This window comes from Nocardia sp. NPDC049149, assembly GCF_043197455.1.
Classification (GTDB): Bacteria; Actinomycetota; Actinomycetes; order Mycobacteriales; family Mycobacteriaceae; genus Nocardia.
Map to the genome: position 1 here is coordinate 937,799 of NZ_JBICTD010000002.1, position 22,194 is coordinate 959,992.

20 protein-coding genes are annotated in these 22,194 nt (G+C 66.3%); 5 read left to right on the top strand and 15 right to left on the bottom strand.

What is annotated here, in order from left to right; all coding sequences use genetic code 11:
* Nucleotides 1–72: 72 nt before the first annotated feature.
* Entirely contained in the window at nt 73–717 is a 645-nt protein-coding gene (locus ACGFNJ_RS10140; RefSeq protein ID WP_393445590.1) for a TetR/AcrR family transcriptional regulator, read from the bottom strand.
* A 108-nt stretch (nt 718–825) separates the two neighbouring features.
* On the opposite strand from ACGFNJ_RS10140, the gene ACGFNJ_RS10145 reads away from it, so the two are divergent.
* Nucleotides 826–1,440, top strand: coding sequence for an ABC transporter permease (locus ACGFNJ_RS10145; RefSeq protein ID WP_393445592.1), 615 nt, complete (start codon nt 826–828; stop codon nt 1,438–1,440).
* Nucleotides 1,441–1,494: 54 nt separating this feature from the next.
* On the opposite strand, the gene ACGFNJ_RS10150 is transcribed toward ACGFNJ_RS10145, so the two are convergent.
* Nucleotides 1,495–2,325 carry an alpha/beta fold hydrolase gene (locus tag ACGFNJ_RS10150; protein WP_393445594.1) on the bottom strand — a complete coding sequence of 277 codons (831 nt, stop codon included), beginning with the start codon at nt 2,323–2,325 and terminating at the stop codon, nt 1,495–1,497.
* A gap of 139 nt (nt 2,326–2,464) precedes the next feature.
* Between ACGFNJ_RS10150 and ACGFNJ_RS10155 the strand changes: the two genes are divergently transcribed.
* On the top strand, nt 2,465–3,040 hold the full coding sequence (locus tag ACGFNJ_RS10155) for a TetR/AcrR family transcriptional regulator (protein WP_393445596.1): 576 nt from the start codon (nt 2,465–2,467) through the stop codon (nt 3,038–3,040).
* A 45-nt stretch (nt 3,041–3,085) separates the two neighbouring features.
* Here ACGFNJ_RS10155 and ACGFNJ_RS10160 read toward each other — a convergent pair whose 3' ends face one another.
* From ACGFNJ_RS10160 to ACGFNJ_RS10180, 5 genes are all read right to left on the bottom strand, one after another.
* A complete protein-coding gene (locus tag ACGFNJ_RS10160) occupies nt 3,086–4,003 on the bottom strand; it encodes a hypothetical protein (protein ID WP_393445598.1) in 918 nt (305 codons plus the stop codon).
* 23 nt (nt 4,004–4,026) lie between these two features.
* Nucleotides 4,027–4,917, bottom strand: coding sequence for a 3-hydroxyacyl-CoA dehydrogenase NAD-binding domain-containing protein (locus ACGFNJ_RS10165; RefSeq protein ID WP_393445600.1), 891 nt, complete (start codon nt 4,915–4,917; stop codon nt 4,027–4,029).
* A gap of 102 nt (nt 4,918–5,019) precedes the next feature.
* Nucleotides 5,020–6,156 (bottom strand): acyl-CoA dehydrogenase family protein, encoded by a 1,137-nt coding sequence (locus ACGFNJ_RS10170; protein WP_393445602.1) that lies wholly within the window; start codon nt 6,154–6,156, stop codon nt 5,020–5,022.
* Between the two features lie 9 nt (nt 6,157–6,165).
* A complete protein-coding gene (locus ACGFNJ_RS10175) occupies nt 6,166–7,350 on the bottom strand; it encodes an acyl-CoA dehydrogenase family protein (protein ID WP_393445604.1) in 1,185 nt (394 codons plus the stop codon).
* Between the two features lie 40 nt (nt 7,351–7,390).
* On the bottom strand, nt 7,391–8,578 hold the full coding sequence (locus ACGFNJ_RS10180) for a CaiB/BaiF CoA transferase family protein (protein WP_393445606.1): 1,188 nt from the start codon (nt 8,576–8,578) through the stop codon (nt 7,391–7,393).
* A 134-nt stretch (nt 8,579–8,712) separates the two neighbouring features.
* On the opposite strand from ACGFNJ_RS10180, the gene ACGFNJ_RS10185 reads away from it, so the two are divergent.
* Nucleotides 8,713–9,615 carry a LysR family transcriptional regulator gene (locus ACGFNJ_RS10185; protein WP_393445608.1) on the top strand — a complete coding sequence of 301 codons (903 nt, stop codon included), beginning with the start codon at nt 8,713–8,715 and terminating at the stop codon, nt 9,613–9,615.
* A 6-nt stretch (nt 9,616–9,621) separates the two neighbouring features.
* On the opposite strand, the gene ACGFNJ_RS10190 is transcribed toward ACGFNJ_RS10185, so the two are convergent.
* Entirely contained in the window at nt 9,622–10,146 is a 525-nt protein-coding gene (locus ACGFNJ_RS10190) for a PaaI family thioesterase (protein WP_393445610.1), read from the bottom strand.
* 229 nt (nt 10,147–10,375) lie between these two features.
* On the opposite strand from ACGFNJ_RS10190, the gene ACGFNJ_RS10195 reads away from it, so the two are divergent.
* Nucleotides 10,376–11,743 carry a nucleobase:cation symporter-2 family protein gene (locus ACGFNJ_RS10195; RefSeq protein ID WP_393445612.1) on the top strand — a complete coding sequence of 456 codons (1,368 nt, stop codon included), beginning with the start codon at nt 10,376–10,378 and terminating at the stop codon, nt 11,741–11,743.
* Nucleotides 11,744–11,746: 3 nt separating this feature from the next.
* On the opposite strand, the gene ACGFNJ_RS10200 is transcribed toward ACGFNJ_RS10195, so the two are convergent.
* The 7 genes from ACGFNJ_RS10200 to ACGFNJ_RS10230 form a co-directional block, all read right to left on the bottom strand.
* Complete coding sequence (locus ACGFNJ_RS10200; protein WP_393445614.1) at nt 11,747–13,162, bottom strand: lipase family protein; 1,416 nt, start codon at nt 13,160–13,162, stop codon at nt 11,747–11,749.
* 614 nt (nt 13,163–13,776) lie between these two features.
* Nucleotides 13,777–14,499 carry an HAD family hydrolase gene (locus tag ACGFNJ_RS10205; protein WP_393445616.1) on the bottom strand — a complete coding sequence of 241 codons (723 nt, stop codon included), beginning with the start codon at nt 14,497–14,499 and terminating at the stop codon, nt 13,777–13,779.
* A 16-nt stretch (nt 14,500–14,515) separates the two neighbouring features.
* Nucleotides 14,516–15,253: a class I SAM-dependent methyltransferase gene (locus ACGFNJ_RS10210; RefSeq protein ID WP_393445618.1), complete on the bottom strand. Its 738-nt coding sequence runs from the start codon at nt 15,251–15,253 to the stop codon at nt 14,516–14,518.
* Nucleotides 15,253–15,906: a LicD family protein gene (locus ACGFNJ_RS10215; protein WP_393445620.1), complete on the bottom strand. Its 654-nt coding sequence runs from the start codon at nt 15,904–15,906 to the stop codon at nt 15,253–15,255. The genes ACGFNJ_RS10210 and ACGFNJ_RS10215 overlap by 1 nt, the downstream gene beginning before the upstream one ends.
* Nucleotide 15,907: 1 nt before the next feature.
* Nucleotides 15,908–17,734, bottom strand: a complete 1,827-nt coding sequence (locus tag ACGFNJ_RS10220; RefSeq protein WP_393445622.1) for an aminotransferase class I/II-fold pyridoxal phosphate-dependent enzyme — start codon at nt 17,732–17,734, stop codon at nt 15,908–15,910.
* 335 nt (nt 17,735–18,069) lie between these two features.
* Nucleotides 18,070–20,736, bottom strand: coding sequence for a LuxR C-terminal-related transcriptional regulator (locus tag ACGFNJ_RS10225; RefSeq protein WP_393445624.1), 2,667 nt, complete (start codon nt 20,734–20,736; stop codon nt 18,070–18,072).
* An 88-nt stretch (nt 20,737–20,824) separates the two neighbouring features.
* Nucleotides 20,825–21,418, bottom strand: a complete 594-nt coding sequence (locus tag ACGFNJ_RS10230; protein ID WP_393445626.1) for an ester cyclase — start codon at nt 21,416–21,418, stop codon at nt 20,825–20,827.
* Nucleotides 21,419–21,490: 72 nt separating this feature from the next.
* Between ACGFNJ_RS10230 and ACGFNJ_RS10235 the strand changes: the two genes are divergently transcribed.
* Nucleotides 21,491–22,150 (top strand): TetR/AcrR family transcriptional regulator, encoded by a 660-nt coding sequence (locus ACGFNJ_RS10235; RefSeq protein WP_393445628.1) that lies wholly within the window; start codon nt 21,491–21,493, stop codon nt 22,148–22,150.
* Nucleotides 22,151–22,194: the final 44 nt, after the last annotated feature.

Sequence of the window (22,194 nt, forward strand, 5' to 3'; positions counted from 1 at the left end):
AATACCCTCCCGCACATGACCATTCCAAGACCTGAGTACCCGAAATCGCAGGACGCACACCGGACGAGCGCGTCAGTCGTGCAGGTGCGCCAGGGTGGTGATGAGGCGGTCCGCGATGTCGGCGGGCCACTGGAAGGCGACGGTCGATGCGCGCTGGTGAGCGAGGCCGTGCAGCCCGAGCCACAGGGCGACGGCGTCGGCGGACACGTCGGAGCTGGTGGCATGGCCTGCGGCGACGCAGCCGTCGAGGAGATCACTCAGCAGCCGCAGGCTCTGCTGGCCGAGCAGGTGCATATCTGTTGCGGTCACGGCGCTTTCGCCGAGGGCAGGCATCCAGACACCGCCGAACATGGTGCGGTAGCGCTGCGGATGTTGTTGCGCGAAGTCCAGATACGCGTGGCAGACGGCGAACAGCCGCTGCCGCGGATCCGCGCCAGCATCGTCCCTCGCCGCGCGCAGCCGCTGCTCCAACTCGGCGAAAGCCTGCTGGACGAGGGCAAGCATGATGGTCGGCTGGTCGGGAAAGTGACGGTAGATCGAGGGGGCGGCGATCCCGACGCGGCGGGCGACCGACCGCAACGTGATCGCGCTTTCGTCCCCGTGCTCATCGAGTAGCTCGACGGCCGCCTGCACGATCTCGTCGCGCAGGCGCGCACCCTCGCCTCGGCGGTTGCGGGCCCTGGTCGGGGCGTCCGCGCCGGTCACAGTGTTTGCCATGCCGTTAGCTTACAGGCGAAAGCTTATCGGTGTTAGCCATTGCGGTTCATAAGGTTACATGCGTAGCCTTACAGTCGTAACCCAACGCGATCGGATTCGGAGTCCGCCATGAACACCACCCTCACCACCCACGCCACCGACGCCGGTCACCCACGGGAACTCGCGACCATCCGGGTCGGAGAAGTCGACAACCTCGCGGCCTACGTCAGCTTCGGAGCCGCCTACCTGCTCGGACACGGCGCTGCAGCCCTTTCCAAAGGCGACGATCCGTTCCTCTCCCTGCCCGGCTGGCTGCCGCTTGCCCTGCTCGGCAGCGGACTCGCCGTCGGCATCGGCTACAGCATTCGCGCCGCCAATCGTGCCAAGCGCGGCGCGAGCACGGCCGACATCCTTTCCGGCAAACTGCTCGGATTCTCTTGGGCCAGCGCCTTTGTCGCCCTCTTCCTCGCCATCACCGGCCTTGCCGCCGTGGTGGAACACCCCGACCTGCAGACCATGCTGTGGCCCGTCGGCTCCGGCCTCATCGTCGGCCTGCTCTACCTCGGCGAGGGCGCTGTGCGCCGCAACGTCCTGCACTACACCCTCGGCACCTGGCTCGCGCTGACCTCCACTGCCGCACTGTTTTTCGGCACGCCCGGACTCTTCTGGGTGCTCGCCGTCGCGGGCGGAGGCGGCTACCTCGTGGCCTCCGTGCTCGAACGCCGCCGCCTCGCGGCTGCCTGACCGAGCCCAGCCACCAGGTCGAGGCCCGTTGCGCTGCAACGGGCCTCGACTTACTTACTGGGCGGCAGCGCGAATCAGGTCGGCGGTCTCGCGGGGATGCGACACCGCGACGGCGTGCGAGCTGTCGACCTCGACGACCTTCTTGGCGCCGATGCGCTTGGCCATGGCGCGCTGCGCGTCGGGGTGGATGACGTGATCAGCGCCGGAGACGAGGTAGTACGACGGCAGCGACTTCCATGCGGGCTGACCGGTGAAGACGCCCTCGAAAGCGCCCGCCTTGACCGGCCGTTGGGTGGCAGCCATCAGTGCGGCCTGTTCGACAGGCACGTCCTGAGCGAAGGTGTCGTGGAACTTGCCGTGATCGAGGTAAAGGTCGACGCCATCCGGGATGGGGTGGGGGCACAGCGCCTTGCCGACCTCGGTGTGCGGTAGATCCGGGCCGCCCGCGGTGAGGGTGTTCTCCCCCTCGTCCGGCGCGGAGGCGGCAATGTAGACCAGGCTCTTGACATTTCCGGCCTCGCGGGCCGCCTTGCTGATGATCGATCCACCGTAGGAGTGGCCGACCAGCACGACAGGACCGGCGACATCCTTGACGATGCTGGCGACGTAGTCGGCGTCACTGTCGAGGCCGCGCAACGGGTTTGCGGCCGCGATGACCCGGTAGCCGTCCCTGGACAGATCACCGATCGCGCCGTTCCAACTGCTGGAATCGGCGAAGGCGCCGTGCACCAACACCACGGTCGGCCGCTGTCCCCCGGCCGATCCGGTGGCCGGCTGAGCCGCGGCGATACCAGGCGTCGCGGCGACCACGCCTGCGGCTGCGGCCGACGCGGCAACGAGGCCGACGCGACGACGGAAGTTGCTGGACGAGTTGGCGCTGTTCATGATGATTCTTCCTCACTGGTAGAACGACCGGTATCTCCACTTGCGAGAGGAACAGTAGACAGACCGGTCGTTCTCTGTCAAATGGGGCGACCACCTCGGATCCGGGTAGTAGAAAGACCGGTCTGATACCCTGACCGCCATGGTGTCGGAGAAAGGCATTCCCCCAGCTCAACGGCTATTGGACGCGGCGGTCCTGCTCTTCTATGCCGAAGGGATTCACGCCGTCGGCGTGGAACGGCTCATCGCCGAGGCCGGCGTCACCAAGGCCACCTTCTATCGGCACTACCGATCCAAGGACGACTTGGTGGTCGCCTATCTGGCGCACAAGGACACGACCACCCGGGCCGCGCTGCTCGGCGCTACCGCAGACCTCGAACCGCAGCAGGCGCTGCCCGCCCTCTTCGCCGCGATCGCCGCATACTCGTGCGGCCCCGGTTTCCGAGGGTGCCCCTTTATCAATGCCGCCAGCGAATACCCCGACCGCACACACCCCGTGCGGCAAGCCGTCACCGCACACCGCACCTGGCTGCGCACCACCCTGTCCGGACTACTCACCGCACTCGACCATCCCGAACCGGAATCGACTGCGCGCCAACTGGTGTACTTGCGGGACGGCATCCTGATGGCCGGCTACCTGGACAGCCCCGACGCGGTCGACGCCACCGCCAGGCACGCCCTTCGCGGAATAATCGGCGAGCACACGGTGCACAACTGACAGCGGAACGTCGAATGACACTGGTGCAAAACCGGATTCGACGTCTCATACTCCGGTGATGCCGGTGAACGGGCGCTTGTCTCTGTGCGCGACAACACGATCGGAGCCGGAACCGTCGAGCGCGACCGCTCGGATGGTGCCGCCGAGGTCCGCGACGTAGGCGATACCCGCGTCGAAATCGACAGCTAGGCCGATGGCTTCCGCGAACCCGTCGGCGAGGATCTCGGGTTGTAGCCCATGGTCACCTGATTGGGGCAGCGGTGCGCGATTGAGGGTATTGCCGTTCGGAGGTGCGCCGCGGTCGGTCCAGTACAGGTACCCGGCGATCGGATCGATCTCCAGATCGATCGGCTCGGGCAGCTGGCGCCACAGTGTCTCGATATCGGTGCGGCTCTCGGCGGTTCGGTCGGCCGGAATCGTCAGTCCGGCCCGCAGAATTCGGCCCTCGCCGGATTTGGCGCGGCCCTTCTGCGTCCAGTACAGGTGCCCGTTCGCCGAGTCGACAGCCACACCGACACAGTTGTTGGCCGGATCGTCGGCAGGGAGGTTCACGACGAGGTCGACCTTGCCTGCGCCGTCCATGCCGACCCGGCTGACCCGGCTGCCTTCCCGATCGGCGAAGTACACGTACCCGGCCGCCGGGTCGACGGTGAGCTGCTTACCGGTGGTCATCGTGCCGTCGGGCGGGACGACGACTCGGATGTCGGAGCCGTCCAGCAGGGCCGAGCGCAGCGAACCGTTCGGCTTCGAGAAGTCGTATTCCTCGCCGAGACTGGTTGGTGCACTGACCTTCTCGGGCCGCCCCATGGTGGTCCAGTAGATGCGGCCGGTGGTCGCGTCGTGCCCGACGCCGTCGGGCGCGGGCCCGGTGTCGGACACGATCGTGGTGACCGCGCCATCCGCCAGCTCGATCCGCTCGATACGACCACCGAGAAAATCCAAGGCGAGCAAGGCATTGAACATCTGAACTCCTCGATCTCGTGGTGTCAGTTGCCCGTTCGGGCCTCGGTGGCCGCCAGCGCCGCAAGCACCGCGGTGGTGCGGGTGTCCCGCTTCGCGGACAATTCGTCGTAGACGTCCTGCCCGGTGCCGTAAGTCGCCTCGATCTGCTCGATCAGCGCAGGCACCTGTGCGGGGTCCGGGTCGTGGAACTGGATCTTGCCGGTGACGGCGCCGACCCCGGCGAACAGATGCCTGGCACCGCCCGGACCGCCGCCGAGGACGTTGCCCTCGAACAGCCCGATCGTCGACCAGCGCAATCCCAATGAGTTCTGCAGGATCGTGTCCAGCTGTGCGACATCGACCACGCCCTGCTCGACCAACCATCGCGCTTCCCGGCCAAGCACCGATTGCAGCCGGTTGGCGACGAAACCTGGCAACTCCTTGCCCAGCACCACCGGAGTCCGGTCCCAGCTGCGGTAGATCGCCACCGCCCGGTCCGTGGTCGCCGCCGAAGTTCGTTCGCCGGGAACCACTTCCACCAGCGGCATCAGTTCCGGCGGGTTGAATGGATGGCCAACAACGATTTTGGCTGCTGCGGCGTCGTCGAGTTCGGCGGCGATCAGGGTGGCCGCGATCGACGAACTAGAGGTCGCCAGCACGGTGTCCGGGCCGGTGGCCGCGACGATGGTGGCGAACAGCTGCTGCTTGATCTCGAGCCGTTCCGGGCCGTTCTCCTGCACCAGGTCGGCTCCGGCGACCGCCGTCGCGAGATCGGCCGCGACGGTGACGGCTGCGTCGCCGGGGAAGTTCTTCGCGACGAGCTCCGCCAGATCCGGCCGTGGATCACTGAATACGACCGACCAGCCGTGCCTGCGGGCCAGCCGCCCCCACGACACGCCGATCACGCCTGCGCCGACGATAGCTACCTTCGACATCTTCCTGTCCTCCTGTTGATGAAGGCCCCTGCCGCACAACGGCATCCGGCAGAAGCGGAACGAGCGCGCCGAGCGGACACGTCGGTCGGCGCGCTCGCGGCCTTAATTGACCAACGCTTCGGGGGTCGTGACGAGCTGCGTGCTCCACAGCGCGCGGCGACGGGTGGCGGCCACACCGCCATAGCTCTGGGTGATCCCGACCAGGCGGGCGGCGTAGTGCGCGACCGCCGCCTCGAAGGTCATGCCGATGCCGCCGTGCAACTGAATGGATTCCTCCGCCGCGCGCTTAGCCATATCGGAGACGAACACGAAGCTGTCGTCGGCAACGGCCGGGTCGACGCCGCCTGCCTCGGTGACCGCCGTCGCCCACAGCGCGAACGACCGGGCGAGCTCGACCTCCGCGTACACATCGACCGCACGGAACACCAGCGCCTGGAACACCTTGAGCGGCGCGCCGAATTGCTTGCGCTGCTTCAGATATTCGACGGTGTCCCGCAGCGCCGACTCGGCAAGACCGATCGCCTCACCGCCCACGGCGATGCGAGCGCGGGCGAACGTGCGCGCCAACGCATCCTTCGCGGCGTCACCGACGACACCGAGTACCGTGGCGGGGGTGGCGGTGAACGTGACATCCGAGGCGTGGGTCCAATCGGTGGCCCGACCGTCGACGCGGGCGATACCCGATGCCGCCTTGTCCACCAGGTAGACACCGACCCGGCCGTTGGCGTCGACTGCGGTGACCAGCAGGACCGCGGCCTGATCGGCATGCGGCACAGGGGCTTTGACGCCGTCGAGCACCACACCGTCCTCGGTGGCGGTCGCGGTGACCGACGGGGTGCGGTCCCAGACACGGTTCGGTTCGGCGTGCGCTACGGCGAAGATGTCCGAGCCCGCGGCCAACCGCGGCAGCAGCTCGGATCGCTGCGCCTCGGTGCCGAGGTCGCCGATCAACCACGACGGCACGAAAACACCGTCGAGCAGCGGCTCCACCGCGGCGTGGCGGCCGAGCGCCTGCAGCACGACATAGGCTTCGGCCGGTCCGGCGCCGACACCGTCGTACTCCTCCGCGATGGTCAGGCCGGTCAGCCCGAGTTCGGCAAGGGCCGACCACACCGTCGCGCTCCAGCCGAGGTCACTGGTGACCGCGTGCGCCCGGAATTCGGGAGCATAGTGTTTGGCCAGCAAGGCATCGACGGTGTCGAACAGCAGTTTCTGGTCTTCGTTCGGTTCGAGATTCACGGCGATTCCTTACAGGCCCAGGATGGTCTTGGCGATGACAGTGCGCTGAATTTCGTTGGTGCCGCCGAAAATCGACACCTTGCGCAGGTTCAGGTAGTGCGAGCCCGCGACGTTGTCGGCGAGTTCGGTGTGCAGGGCGGGGTCACCGCCGTCGCGGCCGCCGACGAGCAGCGCGTCGGATCCGACCGCCTCCAAGTGCAGGGCGGCGATCTCCTGTTGCAGGCGACTGCCCTCGAGCTTCAGCATCGACGACACCGGATTGGGTTTGCCGTCGGCCGAGGAGGCAGTGACGCGCAGCTGAGTGGCTTCGAGGGCCAGCAGGCGCAAGCGGACGGTGTGCAGTTTGCTCCGGAAACCGGTCTCTTCGGTCAGCGGACCGGCGCCGAGGTCGACCGCCGCGGCCCGCTGCACCAGTTCCCCGAAGACACGCTGCGAATACCCCACCCCCGCAATGGCATTGCGCTCGTTGCCGAGCAGGAACTTGGCGTAGGACCAGCCGCGGTTCTCCTCGCCGACCAGGTTCTGCACCGGCACTCGGACGTTGTCGAAGAAGAACTCGTTGACCTCGACGCTGCCGTCGATCAGCCGGATCGGCCGCCGCTCGATACCGGGCGTCGCCATGTCGACCAGCAGGAACGAGATGCCGTGCTGCGGGCGGGCGGCCTGCGGGTCGGTGCGCGCCAGCAGGAACATCCAGTCGCCGTACTGGCCGAGGGTGGTCCAGGTCTTCTGACCGTTGACCACGTAGTGGTCGCCGTCGCGGACCGCGGTCGTCTTCAGCGACGCCAGGTCGGAGCCTGCTTCCGGCTCGGAGAACCCCTGCGACCACCAGATGTCGAGATTGGCGGTGGCGGGCAGGAATCGGGCCTTCTGCGCCTCGCTGCCGAACGCCGCGATGACGGGGCCGACCATGGAAACGTTGAACGCCAACGGAACTGGCACCGCGGAACGCTGCAGCTCGGCGGTGTAGAGATGCCGTTGCAGCGGACTCCAGTCCTTGCCGCCCCATTCCACCGGCCAGTTCGGCACGGCCAGACCGTGTTTGTTCAGGATCTGCTGTGCGGTGACGAGGTCGTCACGGGTGGCCTGACCGTGCGCCGAGCGTTCGCGGATATCGGCGGGGACCTCGTCGTAGAACACCGCGCGCAGTTCGTCGCGGAACGCCAGTTCCTCGGGAGCGAGTTCGAGTTTCATTGTGTGTATTTCCTTTGTCGTCGTCGACGGGTGCGGAGGTCTAGGCGACCGGGGCTGATTTCCGTTGCTGGAGAACGTCATCGGTGCTGGCCCCGGCCTGCTCGGCCAGTCGGCGGATGTTGACCGGAGTCAGGGAGAAGCGGGCCGGGTTGGCGACCACCTTGATCCGTCCTTCGGTGGGGTGCTCGACCTCGTCGATCAGTCCGACCTCCCGGACGTACGGGTCTTCGGGCAGGTCGTCGATGCGGACCACCCGGCCGAACGCCATGTCCAGACCGGCCAGGTACGACTCCCACTCAGCGGTCGTCCTGGACGTCGAGTGCGCGATGACCGCCTGCATGCCTTCGTAGAACGATTCGCGTTCGATGGTCGTGGAATCCCACCGCGGATCGGCCGCGAAATCCCGGCATCCCGCACCGATCAGCAGGTTGCGAATGTCGTCGTAGTTGTAGGCGCACACCGCGATCGCGCCGTCGGCGGTGCGCAGCGCGACGTGCTCACGGCTCAGACTCAGCGGGTTGCCCATCGGCGCCGTTGGCGGGACAAACATCCCACCGGCCAGGTGCTCGAGCAGGTTGACCGCGATCACCGTGTCCGCCATCGCCAACGAAATCAACTGCCCCTCACCGGTTCTCGCCTGGTAATACAGCGCGGCGAGCAGCGCGCCGAGCAGATAGAGCCCGGTGGTCTTGTCCGCGATGAAGGTGGGGAAGAACTGCACAGAGCCCGCGGCGCGGTCGTTGAGATCGACAAGACCGGTCACCGCCTGCATCACCTCGTCGTAGGCGGCCCGACGCGCCTGCGAGGACTCGGAGCTGAAGCCCTGCGCGTGGGCATACACCAGGTGCGGGCAACGCTGCTTGATCTGTTCGTAGCTCAGGCCGAGTCGTTCCAGCGCATCGCCACGCATATTGGTCAGCAGCACGTCGGCCTCGTCCATCAGGTCGAGCAACGCCGCCCGCCCGTCGGGATCCTTCAGATTCAGCGCCACACTGCGCTTGTTCCGGTTGACCTGCATATATAGCGGTCCCATTCCCGGGTTTCGGCTCTGGTTCGCCGGGGAGATGCGGGCGGTGTCGAACGGCGGCTCGATCCGGATCACGTCCGCGCCGAAGTCGCCGAGGATCTGGCCGACCATCGGGCCCATCACCACGGTGGACAGGTCGATTACCCGCACACCCTGCAGCGGCCCTGTCGCGGGTCCGCCGATGTCGATCGCGGCACTCATCATTCGTCCTTCCGTCGGTCACCTCTACGTCCTCTCCGACGTTAGATAGTTACCTGAGCTAACGGAATGACCATCTGATACGCCCCGGTATAACCAGGCCGATAACACCAGCGAAGATCTGGCTACGATGTGGCATGGAGATGCACCACCTGCGGTACTTTCTCGCCGTAGCCAGGGAGCTGAACTTCACCCGGGCCGCACGCACCTTGAACATCTCCGTGCCGCCACTCAGTCAGCGCATCCGGACGCTGGAGAAGGAACTCGGCGTATCACTTTTCGATCGCTCCACCCACCACGTCCGGCTCACCCCGGCAGGCGAGAAGCTGTTACCGATGGCCGAGACCGTGGTGGCCGAATTCGATTCCATCCCGGCACGACTCGCGTCCAAGGACGGAAAGACCGCCGTCCGCCTTGCCATTCCCGAAGTGCTCCATCCCGTTCTGGTACAGCAGATTTCACATGCCATCACCGAGCTTTCGGGCGGCTATGCCTTTTCCGTGGCCCAGATGAGCTCGGTCGACATCGACCGCGGCCTGCACAACAACAGCGTGGACATCGGGTTGTCGCACATCACCTCGCACGGGTCCGGCCTACGCACCAGAAGGGTGTCCACCGAATCGCTACACGCCCTCGTCGAAGTCACCAGATTTGCGGGCCGGACCTCGCTGCAGCTGTCCGACCTGCTCGGCCTCACCTGGATCCGCGGCCCGAAGCATTGGGAACTCGACGTCTTCGCCGAAAGTTACGAGAGGCTGCTGGACGCCGGCGTGGTCCACGACGACACGCACCGCTACAAGGACATCGGCGGCATGCTGGTAGCGCTGCGGCACAGCCACGGGTTCGCCCTGGTTCCAGCGACCTTCGCACAACGCCCCGGAATCGACACTACGGAGTTCGTCGTCCTGGCGATCGACGACCTACCCCTGCAGATGCACACCGCCCTCACCTGGCGCACCGGGGACGACCGATTCGACCAGCTCGCAACGGATTTGGCCGCACGACTCGGGGCAGGTAAGAACCCGGACAACCCGGGCTGATCCGCCTCAGCCACCGATGATCAAGCAACTGCTGGACGCGGTGGCCAGCAGAGCATTCGCAGCATCACGAATCTCGGCCTCGGCGAAGGCGATCCGCCGCCCCGGCTTGGTGACCCGGCCGACGACGCGAAGTGGCCCCGCCTCGGGACGCAGTGGCCGCAGATAGTTCACCTTCAACTCGACGGAGGTGTAGCCGACCCCGGCAGGTAGCGTGGTCTGCACGGCGCAGCCGACCGCGGTGTCCAGCAGGGCGCACGCCAGTCCGCCGTGCACCAAACCATTGGCGTTGTATGTCGATTCGTCCACCGTGCAGCTGAAGCTGATTTTCCCTGGCTCGGGATTCATCTCACTCCAGTTGGGCGCGACGAGGCTGGAAATCGGGGCAGGCGGAACTTTCCCTTCGGACATGGCGCGCAAAAACTCCAGACCCGACATGCCCTTCGCGGCCGCCGCGAGAGCCGCCGGGTCGTACCAGGTCACCGTCTTGGTCCGCGGCGATCCCCACGGATCCGTCATCGTCGAATCGGTCATGCGCAAGCCCTTCTCTGACTCCTCAGAAACCCTGCCCATCGAGACACTGGATACAAAGTGTCTCACTAGAGACATTAGACCGCCGATGTCTCATGAGCAAGAGTGGGCTGAGTCTCACGCCATGACGCCCGTCCATCACATAGAAGAGAGGGCGGCGGTGCGGAGTACGTCGCCAACTAGAAACTTCAAGTGTGCTGACAATTAACTGAAGAGTGGTATCTCTGTAGCGATGACCGCAGTGCATCCCGTCGATATGCCGTTGCCGTTCGGGCGGCAGCTGGCGTTCGGCATTCAACATGTTTTGATCATGTACACCGGCGGCATCACCCTTCCGCTGGTGTTCGGCGCGGCCATCGGGCTGGATCAGGCGACCGTCGGATTGCTGATCAGTGCCGACCTACTGGTTGCGGGGATCATCACCGTCGTGCAGAGCCTCGGGCTAGGCAAGCTGGCCGGCGTGCGGCTGCCCATCGTTTGCGGGTCGACCTTTGTCGGATTGACGCCGATGATCCTCATTGCCAAGGAGTACGGGCTGAATGCGGTCTACGGCGCCATGCTCGCGGGCGGCGTGATCGGGGTGGCGTTGGCGTGGCCGTTCGCCGCCATCGTGCGGTTCTTTCCGCCGCTGGTCACCGGAACGGTGCTGACGGTGGTCGGCATCTCACTGATCGGCGTGGCAGGCGGCCTGATCGTCGGCACCGACGCGACGGCGCCGACCTTCGCGACACCGTCGAATATCGGGCTGGCCACGGCCGTGATCGCGATCGCGGTGGGATTCCTGTGCCTCGGCCGCGGGGTGTGGTCGCAACTCGGCGTGCTGATCGCGTTGCTGATCGGCATTGTCATCGCCATCCCGATGGGGCTGGTTGCGATCGGCGATCTCGGCGACACCGCCTGGGTCGGCGTGCCGACGCCGTTCCACTTCGGCGCACCGGAGTTCCCGATCACCGCGGTGGTGTCGATGAGCATCGTGATGGCCGTGGCGTTCGCCGAGTCGACGGCCAGCATGCTTGCGGTCAGTGCGATCACCGGAAAACGGATCAGCAAGGCGGATGTCGCGCGCGGGCTGGTCGGTGACGGCTTGTCCGGTGTGCTCGGCGGCGTCTTCGTCTCGTTCATCGACACGGTCTTCAACGAGAACGTCGGGTCGCTCGCGGCCACCAGGGTGGTCAGCCGGTACGTCACCGCCACCAGCGGCGTCATCCTCGTAATGCTGGGTGTCCTACCGCGTTTCGGTGCGGTGGTGGCCGGCCTGATACCCAAGCCGGTGGTCGGCGGCGTCGGGCTGGTGCTGTTCGCGACGGTGGCCGTGGTCGGGGTCCAAACCCTGCTGCAAGCCGACCTCGCCGACCGAATCAATGCCACCATTGTGGCCACCTCGGTCGGCGTCGGCCTCGTGCCCGAAATGGCCACCGGCATGTTCAGCAAGTTCCCGACGTCCGCACAGATCTTGCTGACCAGCGGCGTAACCCTCGGCGCCGGAACGGCATTCGTGCTCAACCTGCTCTTCAATCACACCCGCATCGGCGAATATGCCCGTGCGGCCGTCACATCCGAGCCACGAGACGCGACGCGCAGGTTCCAGGGCTCGAAGTAGTACTCAGCGCTGGCCGATGGGCTGTTGCACGGCGGCCGCGAGCAGAGTGCCCGCGGTCTGCAGCCAGGTCGGCCAGCTCGCGGGATCGAGCAGCATCGAACCCTCGTCACGGATTTCGCACCCGGCGGCCACCGGGACGCCGTCGAAGCGCTCCTTCAGCCAGAGGAATTCCTGTGCCATGCCGAAGTATTCGGCCGTGATGTGCTCGCTGAAGTGGTCGCGCGTGTACCGCACGCGCGCCTCGGGATCACGGCAGTAGTAGTCGACAAGCGCGTTGACCGTGCCGACGGGGACGACCCAGTCGGGGTTGGCGTTGAACATGAACATCGGCGCCTTCGGCACCGCATGGCCCATCCGGAGCGCGTCGAAGATCTGATCCGGCACCGGGCCGTGGAACGGATCGGGAATGTCGAACATCTGCTCATAGGGCAGGAATGGGAGCACCGGGAGCGAATACAGATAGCACAGACCGGATTTGACCGAGCGCAATGCCTTCAACGGCGCACTCATGTGACGTTCGAGGTAGTCCGCCAACTCGGGATATTCCCGCTCGACACCGAATATTCCGCTGAGCAGCAGTCCGGAAGCCAAATTGCCGCTGGCCTGTAGCAGCATGGCCCTGAGGTCGGCGGGGATGCCGCCCGCGGCGACGCCGACGATGTTCAGCTCGGGGGCGTAGGACGAGTGCAGTTCCGCGGCATGGCCGGACGGGATCGCGCCGCCGGAGTACCCGGCCAACGCCGTTTTCGTCTCTGGACCGGACAAGCCGAGGGGTGCGAAGTTCTCCGCCGCGCGAATGCTGTCCAGCGTGATGCGTCCGTTGAGCGGGCCGGCGCCGAATGCCATGTCCGGCCCGTCGAAGTCGGGCATGTTCACCACCCACCCGGCGCCCAAAGCCGTGATGGGAAAAAGGAATTCGGTGCCGACGAGCAGCGAGCCGATCACCGGCGCAGGCGGCATCGCACCCTGCCGCAGCACGTAGGACGGCGCGCAGTGCCGGGGACCTTCGCTGTCCACCGCGAATTGATACGACAGCAGGTTCCACGGCTGACCGCCGTCGCCGCCACGGGGCTTCATCACCGTCGTCACGGCCGCGATCGGCCGATCCAGATGGTCGGTCGAGCGAAACGACAGCTGCCAGGCATCCACGTTGATCGGCAACACCGAGTAGAAGCCCAGGTGTACCTCCCGCGCGGCAATGATCTCCCCCGGCCGCTTCGCGGCGACCACCTCGGCGGGCGGCTGGTAGAAGCCCGGATCGTATTCTGGCGCGGCGGGCAGCACCCCGAACGGCAGCACCGGCTGCACCGGCACCGAATCCGGTTGTGCGGCAACAGGCCAAGCCACCACGGTCGACCCGATCGCGACCACGGCCAGCGCAACAACCCAGCGGGCAATCCTCGAAGCCAGATACTGCACAGCAACCTCGCATGTGTCGACGACAGGGCCAAATACCGAAGCGCACCAGCGAAAGCCACCACACCATAGCTAACTCACAGCTCAAATCAGGCACCCGCTTGCCGCATGTCGGCGTGCAGAAGTTTCAATGCCGCCCGCCGCCAGGCTTTCCACAGCTGGGGATTGATTACAATCAGTTGATCTTTCAGCACGTTGGCACTGCGATGCCAACGTGGTCGACAAGGTGACGGGCGATAAGTGAGCTGGGACGGCTGGGTGTTTCGGGCGCTGGTCGAACGCCTGAAGAACCTCGTCAAGAACATCGAGATCGTTCGGTACAACGACCATCAAGCACCGGTACGGATAATCTACGATACGGTTGCCAAGTTCGGTGAAAATGATTGGTGGGCGATGCCATCGGGCCTAGTCGACTTCAAGGCTCAACCAGGCCACACCCCAGCGATCACCCCTCGCATCAACAAGATCGTCGAACTTTCTTCTTCGCTGGTTCGCCCAAAACTCCCTCTCGCCCGACGCCGTACCGGGCGCCGCCATGCCGGACGCCGCCATACAAGAGATGGGCAGCGTGGTCGGGCGTCAGCTCGTGCCGGTGCCAGGGAAGAGCAACGTCGACCTCACAACGTGGTTCGGTCTTGTCGCCGACGAATTCTGGCAGGCGCACCAAGCGGGTACCTGGCTGGAGTAGGCACCCGCTGCAGATCCGAAACGCTCAGGTGGTCCAGCGAACGCCGTACCTGGCCGTACTTGATCGCCGTGACGGGAACGTCGCAGGGCACGACGAGCACACCACAGCCCGCCGCGCTCGCCGCCGCCGCGCCGGTCGGCGAATCCTCGATCGCGACGCACTCGTCCGGCGGCACGCCGAGCAGTTCGGCGCCGCGCTGATAGGGGTCGGGTGCCGGCTTGCCGTGCGCAACGTCGTCGCCGGTGACCGAGGCATCGAAATACTGGGTTCCGATGGCGCCCAACGCGATATCCGCCAGTTCCCGCGAAGTGTTGGTGACCAGCGCTTGGCGCAGACCTCCGGCGCGAACGGTGCGCAGCGCCGCTTGCGCGCCCGGCCGCCACGGCACCGGGTCGGCGTATCGGCCTGCCAATCGATGGCCGAGCCACGCATCAGCATCCCGGAGCGCAGGCGGGCTCGCGGCAACCCCGGACAGCTCCAGCATCGTATGCAGCACCTCGGGGACGGTCGCCCCGACCAGCCGCCCGCGGTCCGTCGCGGTCATCGTGCCGCCTCGCTCGACGACGAAGTCGTCGACGGCGTCGCACCACAGCTTCTCCGTATCCAGGATCGTTCCGTCCAGATCCCAGAGCACGGCACGCAAGTGACGCATCGCGCCCACCCGATCCTTACGCCGCGGAATCCGTCGAAGGGCCAGGCGGTTGCCGAAAGGCGAAGGCGTTGAATCGGAATGGTGCGTTGCCGTAGCCCTCGATGTGCTGGTCGACGATGGCGATATTCGTCAAACCGGCCGCGGCAAGTTCTCGGCGCATCCACCCCCGCTCGTAGTACATGTGCTCCAGTCCTCGGTAGCGGTCGGCGTATGCCTCCTCCCCACCAGCTGCCTCGATCCGGAACTGCTGTGCAGCATCGGCTTTGGCCACATCGGGCACGTCGAGAATGGCGACGCCGTGCCGCGCCTTCGCGGCCATCGCCGCGATCACGGTGCGTGCATAGTCGAGCGAGGGAAAATACAGGAACACGCCGCACGAGATGACGATGTCGGCCTGCGGCTCCGGCTCGATGTCCGCCGCGTCGGCGACCGCGAATTCGCCACGGGGCAACGCGTCGCGTGCGATGTCGACCAGGGCGGCCGACTGGTCGATGCCGCCGACCCGGCAGCCCATCTGATCGAGTCCGTACAGGAATGCCCCTGCACCACAACCGACTTCGAAGACAGAGCGGTCGGGTGTGATGGCGACCCGTGCGACGACCTCGCCGACGAAGTCGGTCCAGGCCACCGTCCCGAGCCGGCTGAACGCGCTGTCGAGACCGTCGGCCGCCATCAGCTGAGCCAGGGTGGACCCGGCCGTCCGATCAAGAGTTCGGTTGTCCCAGACCTGCTTCCAGGTGGACGATGGGTTCATCAGTAACCTTCCTTCGAGCTGGGCATGGCCGGGGCGAACACGCCGACTGGCGCGTTCCACATGGTGTGTCCGTTCGTGCCGTGCGGTTCGTGCACCTGGACTCGGGTGCACCAGTCGGCGCCGTAGAGGTTGTCCAGATACCGTCGGGCGGCCTCGTCCGGCACGCAGGACAGGCGCAGCGGACCGAAGTTCCTGCGCTCCAGCCGATCGAATTCAGCCGGTTCGAAATAGTCGTGCGGCCAGCGGAAGCGGGCCGCCGCGGTGTGGTAGACCATCTTGTCGTCGATCGTGGCCATGGGAAACAGGTGCACGAACGGATAACGGAACGGCACGGTGTCGAAGGGGTCACCGAGCGTCTCCAGCGGGCTGTCGAGCGCGAAGATCTTGAGGAAGTGCCCGGAGTCCGCGACCGCGAATCCGCGCTCGGCCAACAGATACGAGCCTGGCCCCGTGAGCATTTCGACGTCCTCGATGCGCATGGCCAAGTCGATGTCGTCATCCCATGGGATCAGACCGCCGTGCCGGAAGGCGCCGAGCAGCGTGCCGCCGAGCATCGTGTAGCGAATGCCGAGCGCAGCGAAGAGGGCGTGCGTGACGGCCCCCGCATGGTAGAGCCGGTCGATGATGTCCTGCCTGGTGTGTGGCACGTCCATGTCAAAAACCAACTGCCGCATCGAGTCCGGCGGTCGCCGTGGCCAGCACCGCTGCCAAAGACGTTGCCACCCGGTGGTTTTCCGGAGCGGTTCGGCAGGAGATGCGCACGTAGCGATCGGCATCCGGCATGGATTTGCCCGAGCAATCCTTGACCAGGATGCCGAACCGGCTCAGCATCGCTTCGGCGACCTCGCGGGCGTGCCATCCGTTGGGTAGGCGGACCAGAATGAAGTTCGCATCCGGCTCGATGACGGTGAGACCGGGCACCGCGCAGAGCTCGCGATAGAACTCGTCGCGGTCGCATCGCACCCGCTCCAGACTCGCCCGATACTCCGTGGCGAATCCGGGCAGCCTGCGCAGGAATTCCTCGGCAAGGCCGTTGATGTTCCACACCGGCAATTCCGCGCGCACCAGATCGCGGAGCTCGGTATCCGCGGTGGCCAGGTACCCCAATCGCAGGCCGCCGACGCCGTAAGCCTTGCTCATGCTCTTGATCACCGTCAGATTCGGGTGGGTGTCGAGCTCGGTCTGCACGGTGGATTCCAGCGGACAGAACTCGATGAACGACTCGTCGACCAGCAGCCGCATCTCGTGGTCGGCCAATTGTTTGGCGAGCAGGAGCAGGTCTTCCTTCGGAATCGCCCGGGAGGTCGGATTATTCGGTGACGTCAGGATCACCGCCTTCGCCTGCGCCCGCACGGCGGTGTCGACGCAGCGATCCACCTCGAACGCGAAGTCCGGCGGCGCGAGCTCGACGCGATGCCGTCGCTTGCGGGCGAACACGGCCTCGTATTCGTTGAACCCCGGCACAATCAGCACCACGTCGTCGAGCAACCTGCCGAGCACGGTGATCAGCTCGGAAGCGCCGTTGGCGACCACCAGCTGATGCTCGGGGGTGCCGGTTGCCGCCGTAAGGAGCTGCCGCAGGGGGGCCTGACCGAGTGGATAGTTGAGCAGCGACGTCTCGAGGTCGGCGGCAAGCCTGCGCAGCAATGGTTTCGGCGGAAAGTACGGATTGATCATCAGACAGTGATCGGCGACATCGAATCGCCAATAGCCGCCGTGCAGCTGCTCGAGGAACGACAATCGTTGCGCCGCTTCACTGAACGAATACTCCGCCGCGATCAGATCGCTCGTGTCATCGACCTCGCACCACCGCAGATCGGTGCAGTCGACCGCGTGCACCCCGACGGTGCCGTTTGCCGCGGTGACGGCGAGCACGGACTCGTAGAATTCGTTCTCCTGGCCGCGGTCGATGAGTTCTTCCAGCACCGGAACGAATTCGGCGCGCAGGTACTGCGCACGGAGCAGATGCACATTGATCGTCTTGAGCGCGCCGTGCGGCGCCTCGGTGCTGTCGTATGCGGTGAGGAAACGGTCGATGCGGCCGTCGGGCTTCGCGATCACGCCCGCGCCGTTCATGCCCGGCTGCCATGCGGCGACGGCCGACGCCGCCGATTCCGGCGAATCAGCAAGGCGGGTCAGGACTTCGGCGTCGAACACCACGTCGCCGTCGAGGACGAAGACATCGTCGGTCAGGTGCCGCCTGGCAAGCCACAGCGAGTACGCGTTGTTCGTCGTGTCATAGCGGTCCGCCAGGACGTATGACACCTGCATTCCCGCGAATTCGACACCGACCGCAGCGCGCACCTCGTCGGCCCGATGCCCGACCACCAGGACGGTCTCCCGGACACCGACCGAGGCCAATCGCGCAAGTGCTCGGTGGACGATTGGCACCCCATTCACCGGAGTGAGCGCCTTGGGCACCGCACCGCTGAGCCGCCGGCCGACTCCTGCTGCGAGAATTACCGCCTTGTGGACAGACATGTATTTCCTATCGCTCGCACCGCGAGTCGACGCGGCGAAGTACTGATGTCGGGCCAAGCCTCGCGTCACGATCGCGCCGCAATGGCCGCAATCGGAATGGGTTCGGGACGCTCCGCCCGGTGCCTCGTTCAGCGCACGTCAATCAGACTGAGCCTGTAGGCAAACCCGGGGCATCGGTAAACCACGCGGCTACGTAGGGATATCACCACCGGTGGTGATAGATATCCCCCCTGATCGCGGGCAGCTCGAAGCCAGCGCTCGGCTTCGATAGTGCAGTGGTGCGCACACGCCAATACCGCCTCGCAGGTCGCGAGGCGGTATTGGGGTTGGCGTGACTACCGTGCCGTGCGTGCGTAACGCGCGCGCCGCGCCCGGTCGGCGCGCCTGGGGCGCCGGTTCGACTCCTCGGCGACTTTCGGGCGCATCTCGACCGGCACCAGTTCTGCGATGTGGCCGCGGGAGTTGATCAGCAGCTTGTCGAAGATCGATGCCATTTGCGCGTCAACGGTCTTGGTCGAACTGCCGCGCCTGGCCGCGATCGCGGTGTTGGTCCAGCCCGCGGCCGCGAGCACCGCGACCTGTTGCTCGGCCGCGGTCAACCCGTGCCACTGCGCGACGGCATGGTGCTGGGTGCGGAGTCTGGTCGACGACCGATCGAGTGGCAGGTCGCCGACCGCAAGCTTGGTCACCTCGTCGAGCTCGGGCCGCAACGCGGCGCCTTCGTGTGCGGCGAGGGCAAAAGCGCGCTCGCCCAACACCGTTCGCGCGGCAGCGGCGGCCGCCTCGGTGCTGGCCGCGAAGGGATCGAGGTTGCCCTGCATGGCGGGAATCCGTTTGTGCTGTTCGGCGGCGCCGCCGAACAGCCGGGCGATGTCGGTCGCCCATTCGGTCAGCTGCCGCGAGCGTGCCGACCCTCCCCCGGTTCGGGCGTCCTCGATCAACCTGGCCAGCGCCGACATCCGGATGCGAACCCCCATCAGCGCTCCCCAGCGATCGCCGATGGCGAGATGACCGTGCAGCGCCTTGCTGCCCATCGCCAGCGCCTCGTGCGGATCGCCGTACTTGGTCAGCGCGAGCGCGAGAATGCACTGTGCCCACGACGTCGCCCACCTGGCCCCCGCCCTACTGGCGCGTTCGAGATAGGCGTTGGCGGTTTCGAGCGCTTGCTCAGGCGTGCCGAGCATCCCGGCCGCCAGCGCCTCGGCCTGCTCGCTGGTCGCCGCGCCACTGAGATCGCCTGCCGCGGTGAACTTTTCCCGCGCGCGGCGCAGGACAAGCAGCGCTCTGGGGTCATGCTGCACCAGGAACAACTCGGCGCCGCGCACGAATTCCACCCGCGCGGGCAGGCCGTGATCGCGTTCGGGGCACGCGCGCCAGTCCGCACACGCCGCCGGGTCGGGCAGACACAACGCGACGCACTCATCGAGTAGTCGCTCGGCATCCTGGTATCCGCCGCACATCAAACTGAGCCAGGCCATCAACGCTTTTGCTTCGATGTGCAGCGCGGATCCCGGCCTGGTATGCGCCGCCGTCCGCTCGATCATGGTGCGTGCCTCGCCGAGCGACCCGTTCAGCATCGGCAGCCGAAGGGTGACGATGCCGATGGCGATCTGCAGGCCTTCAGCGGCGGCTTCGGGCGTGTGCAGGCTCTCGTCGATGGCGCACCGCAAATCGGTCCTTGCGGTCTGCGCCCACCGCAGCAGCTCCTGCTCTGCGGGACCGAACCATTCAGCTTGTGCCGCAACGATTTTGTCCCGGTAATAGCGGCGGTGCCTGGCGACCAACCGCGCCCACTCGTCGGGCGCGCTGCGCGAGGCCCGCTCGCGGATCCGTTCGGTCGCGAAGACGCGGAAACTCTCCACCAGCGAATAGCGCACCGCCGTCCGCGTGCGGTGCCGCAAGACCAGGGATTGGTCGGCCAGCCGTTCGAGGAGCTCGCCGATCTCGGCTCTGGTCAGCACTTCGGGGCCGCGGTCGGCATGCTCGTCGGCACACACGGCCTCGATCGCCTCCCTGCCCGCGCCGCCGCTCTCGAGCTCGGCGCCGACAGCGTCCTCGGACTGGGTGTCGTTGCCCGCGGCGAAGACCGCGAGCCGCTCGAAAAGCAGCCGTTCCTTGGCGGTGCACAGGTTGTACGACCAGGCGATCACATCGGCGATGCGGCGATGTCGTTCCTCGGTGCCGAACCGAGGCCCGTCCGACCAGCGCAGGCGGCGGTCGCCCGATTCACCGGTCAGCTCGCCGAGCAGCATCGACAACGGCTGCCGGTGCAGCCGCGCCGCGGCCAGCCGGATATACAGCGGATTGTTGTGCACCCGGGTACAAATCGAGGTGGCGTGCTGGATCTGTTCGTGCGTGGCGATCAGGTGGCCTGCCAGCTCGGCGCGACGGCGGAACAACGCGAGCGCCTGCGCCTGCGCGAGCGGCGGGACTTCGAGAACTCGCTCATCGGACCAGCTGATCGGCTCGCGACTGGTCGCAAGGACCGTCAACCCCGGCACCGCGACCAGCAGATCGTTGATCACCTGGCCCGCCGCCGCCAGCACGTGCTCGCAGTTGTCCACCACCAGGATCGCCTGGCCGGCGCGGCCGCCCGCCGGGTCACTCAGCGTCTCGACCAGGGCATCCCAGGCGGATCGGCCGGAGCAGCCCGCATCGACGACGGCCCTGGCGAACTCCTCCTCGACGACATGTACGTCGCTGTTTCTGGCCAATCGGGCCAACCGCACCCAGTAGACCGGCACCCGGCGCGACTTCTGGTATTTCCGGACAGCTTCGTTGGCCAGACAGGTTTTGCCGATTCCGCCGGGGCCGACCAGGGTGATCAGTCGAGTGCCGTCCAGCAGGAGCGTCGCGACCGTCGCCAGTTCCCGCTCCCTGCCGTAGAAATCACGCACCGGCGCGAGGGGACGTGGCGAACCTACCGCGCGCCGACGGTGCGACGCGGTGAGCTGATGCCCGCCCTCGGGCGAAGTATGTCGGTTTCCTTTGTCCTCTGGCATTGCGAATCCTCTTGTCCGGAAAGGCCGTCCGATGCTCACCGGGCATTCCCGGGGTTGCGCCCGCCCGAGAGCAGGCCGTGGGCCGACGTCAGTGCGGTCCTGGTGACTGCGGGACCGGTGCGCCGACAACCGTGGCGGCGTCGCGGGCGGCCTCGGCCGCCGCGCGGGTGACCTCGCTGACCGCTCGCCTGTTGTAACCGAGCAGTGCGTGTTTGGCGAGTCTAAGCGCCGACCGTGGATTGGGCGGCAGGTAACCGAGCTGGGTCATCATCGTCATGTCGTCGCGAACGGCCACGTGGCTGGTGGTCTTTCCGTCGCGGAACGTGGCGAAATGCGCCTGCCGCACCCGGATTTCCCGCCCGGTCGCCGGAAACACCTTGGGCTTTTCGCCGGGTGGGTAGACGATGAAGGGTCCGGTGTGCACACCGAACATCTCGGCGAAGATACACGCACGATCGTCGGATTCGATGAAGTCGAGGATGTCCCAGCCCAGGCCGGAGAAGGCCGTGCGCAGCCAGACGCCGGTGGCCATCAGGCCGGGTACGCCGACTTCGCGACAGGCCGGGGGTTCGTCGACCGCCATGTAGTTGATGTGATCCGGTGCGATCACCTGACGGGCGAGCTCGAGGTCGCCCGTCGCGAGCATCTGGAATTCCCCCTCCATGATCTCTCGCGCATCCATCGCCGCCTCCTCCGGACTGCCAGTCTTTTGACTAGACTGCCATGCTAGTCACTATATGGCTAGTGTTGACTTATGCCCGGCGAAGTCAAACCCAGACAACGCTCCACTCGTCGTCAGCTCCAAGCGGCCGCGACGCGGTCCGACATCCTCGACGCGGCCGAGACGCTGTTTCTGGAGCGCGGCTACGCGGCGACCTCCGTCGACGCGATCGCCGGAGCGGCCAACGTCGCCCGTGCGACCGTGTTTCTTGCGTGCGGATCCAAGGTGGAGATCCTGAAATCGCTGCGGGACCTGCGGCTCGTCGGCGACGACGAACCGATTCCGATGCTCGATCGACCGTGGTTCCGCGAGGCGCTCGAAGCCACGAACCGAGACGAGGTGCTGCGGCTGCACGCGCGGAACATGCGCATCATCTGCGACCGCGAGGCAGGCATCGAACGCGTGCTCGCGGCGGCCGCCGACGCCGAGCCTGCGCTGCGGGAGCTGTACAGCGAGGCGCATCAGCAACGGGCCGCCGGGATGCGGTTGATCGTCGAGGCCGCGGCGGCCGGGGCCCCCGCGCCGATCGCGGACATCGAGTCCTTCGCCACCGCCGTGTATGCCCTGTCCGGTCCTGAGGTGTACGACCTCCTGGTACGCCGGAGCGGCTGGTCGTCCGATCATTACGAGAAATGGCTTGCGGCAACGCTTATTCAGCAGTGTGCAGACAGCGGAGCCGAATACTGCGATTGAATTGCACGGCAGGATATAAGGACAATTCTCGCGAATGACGTTGG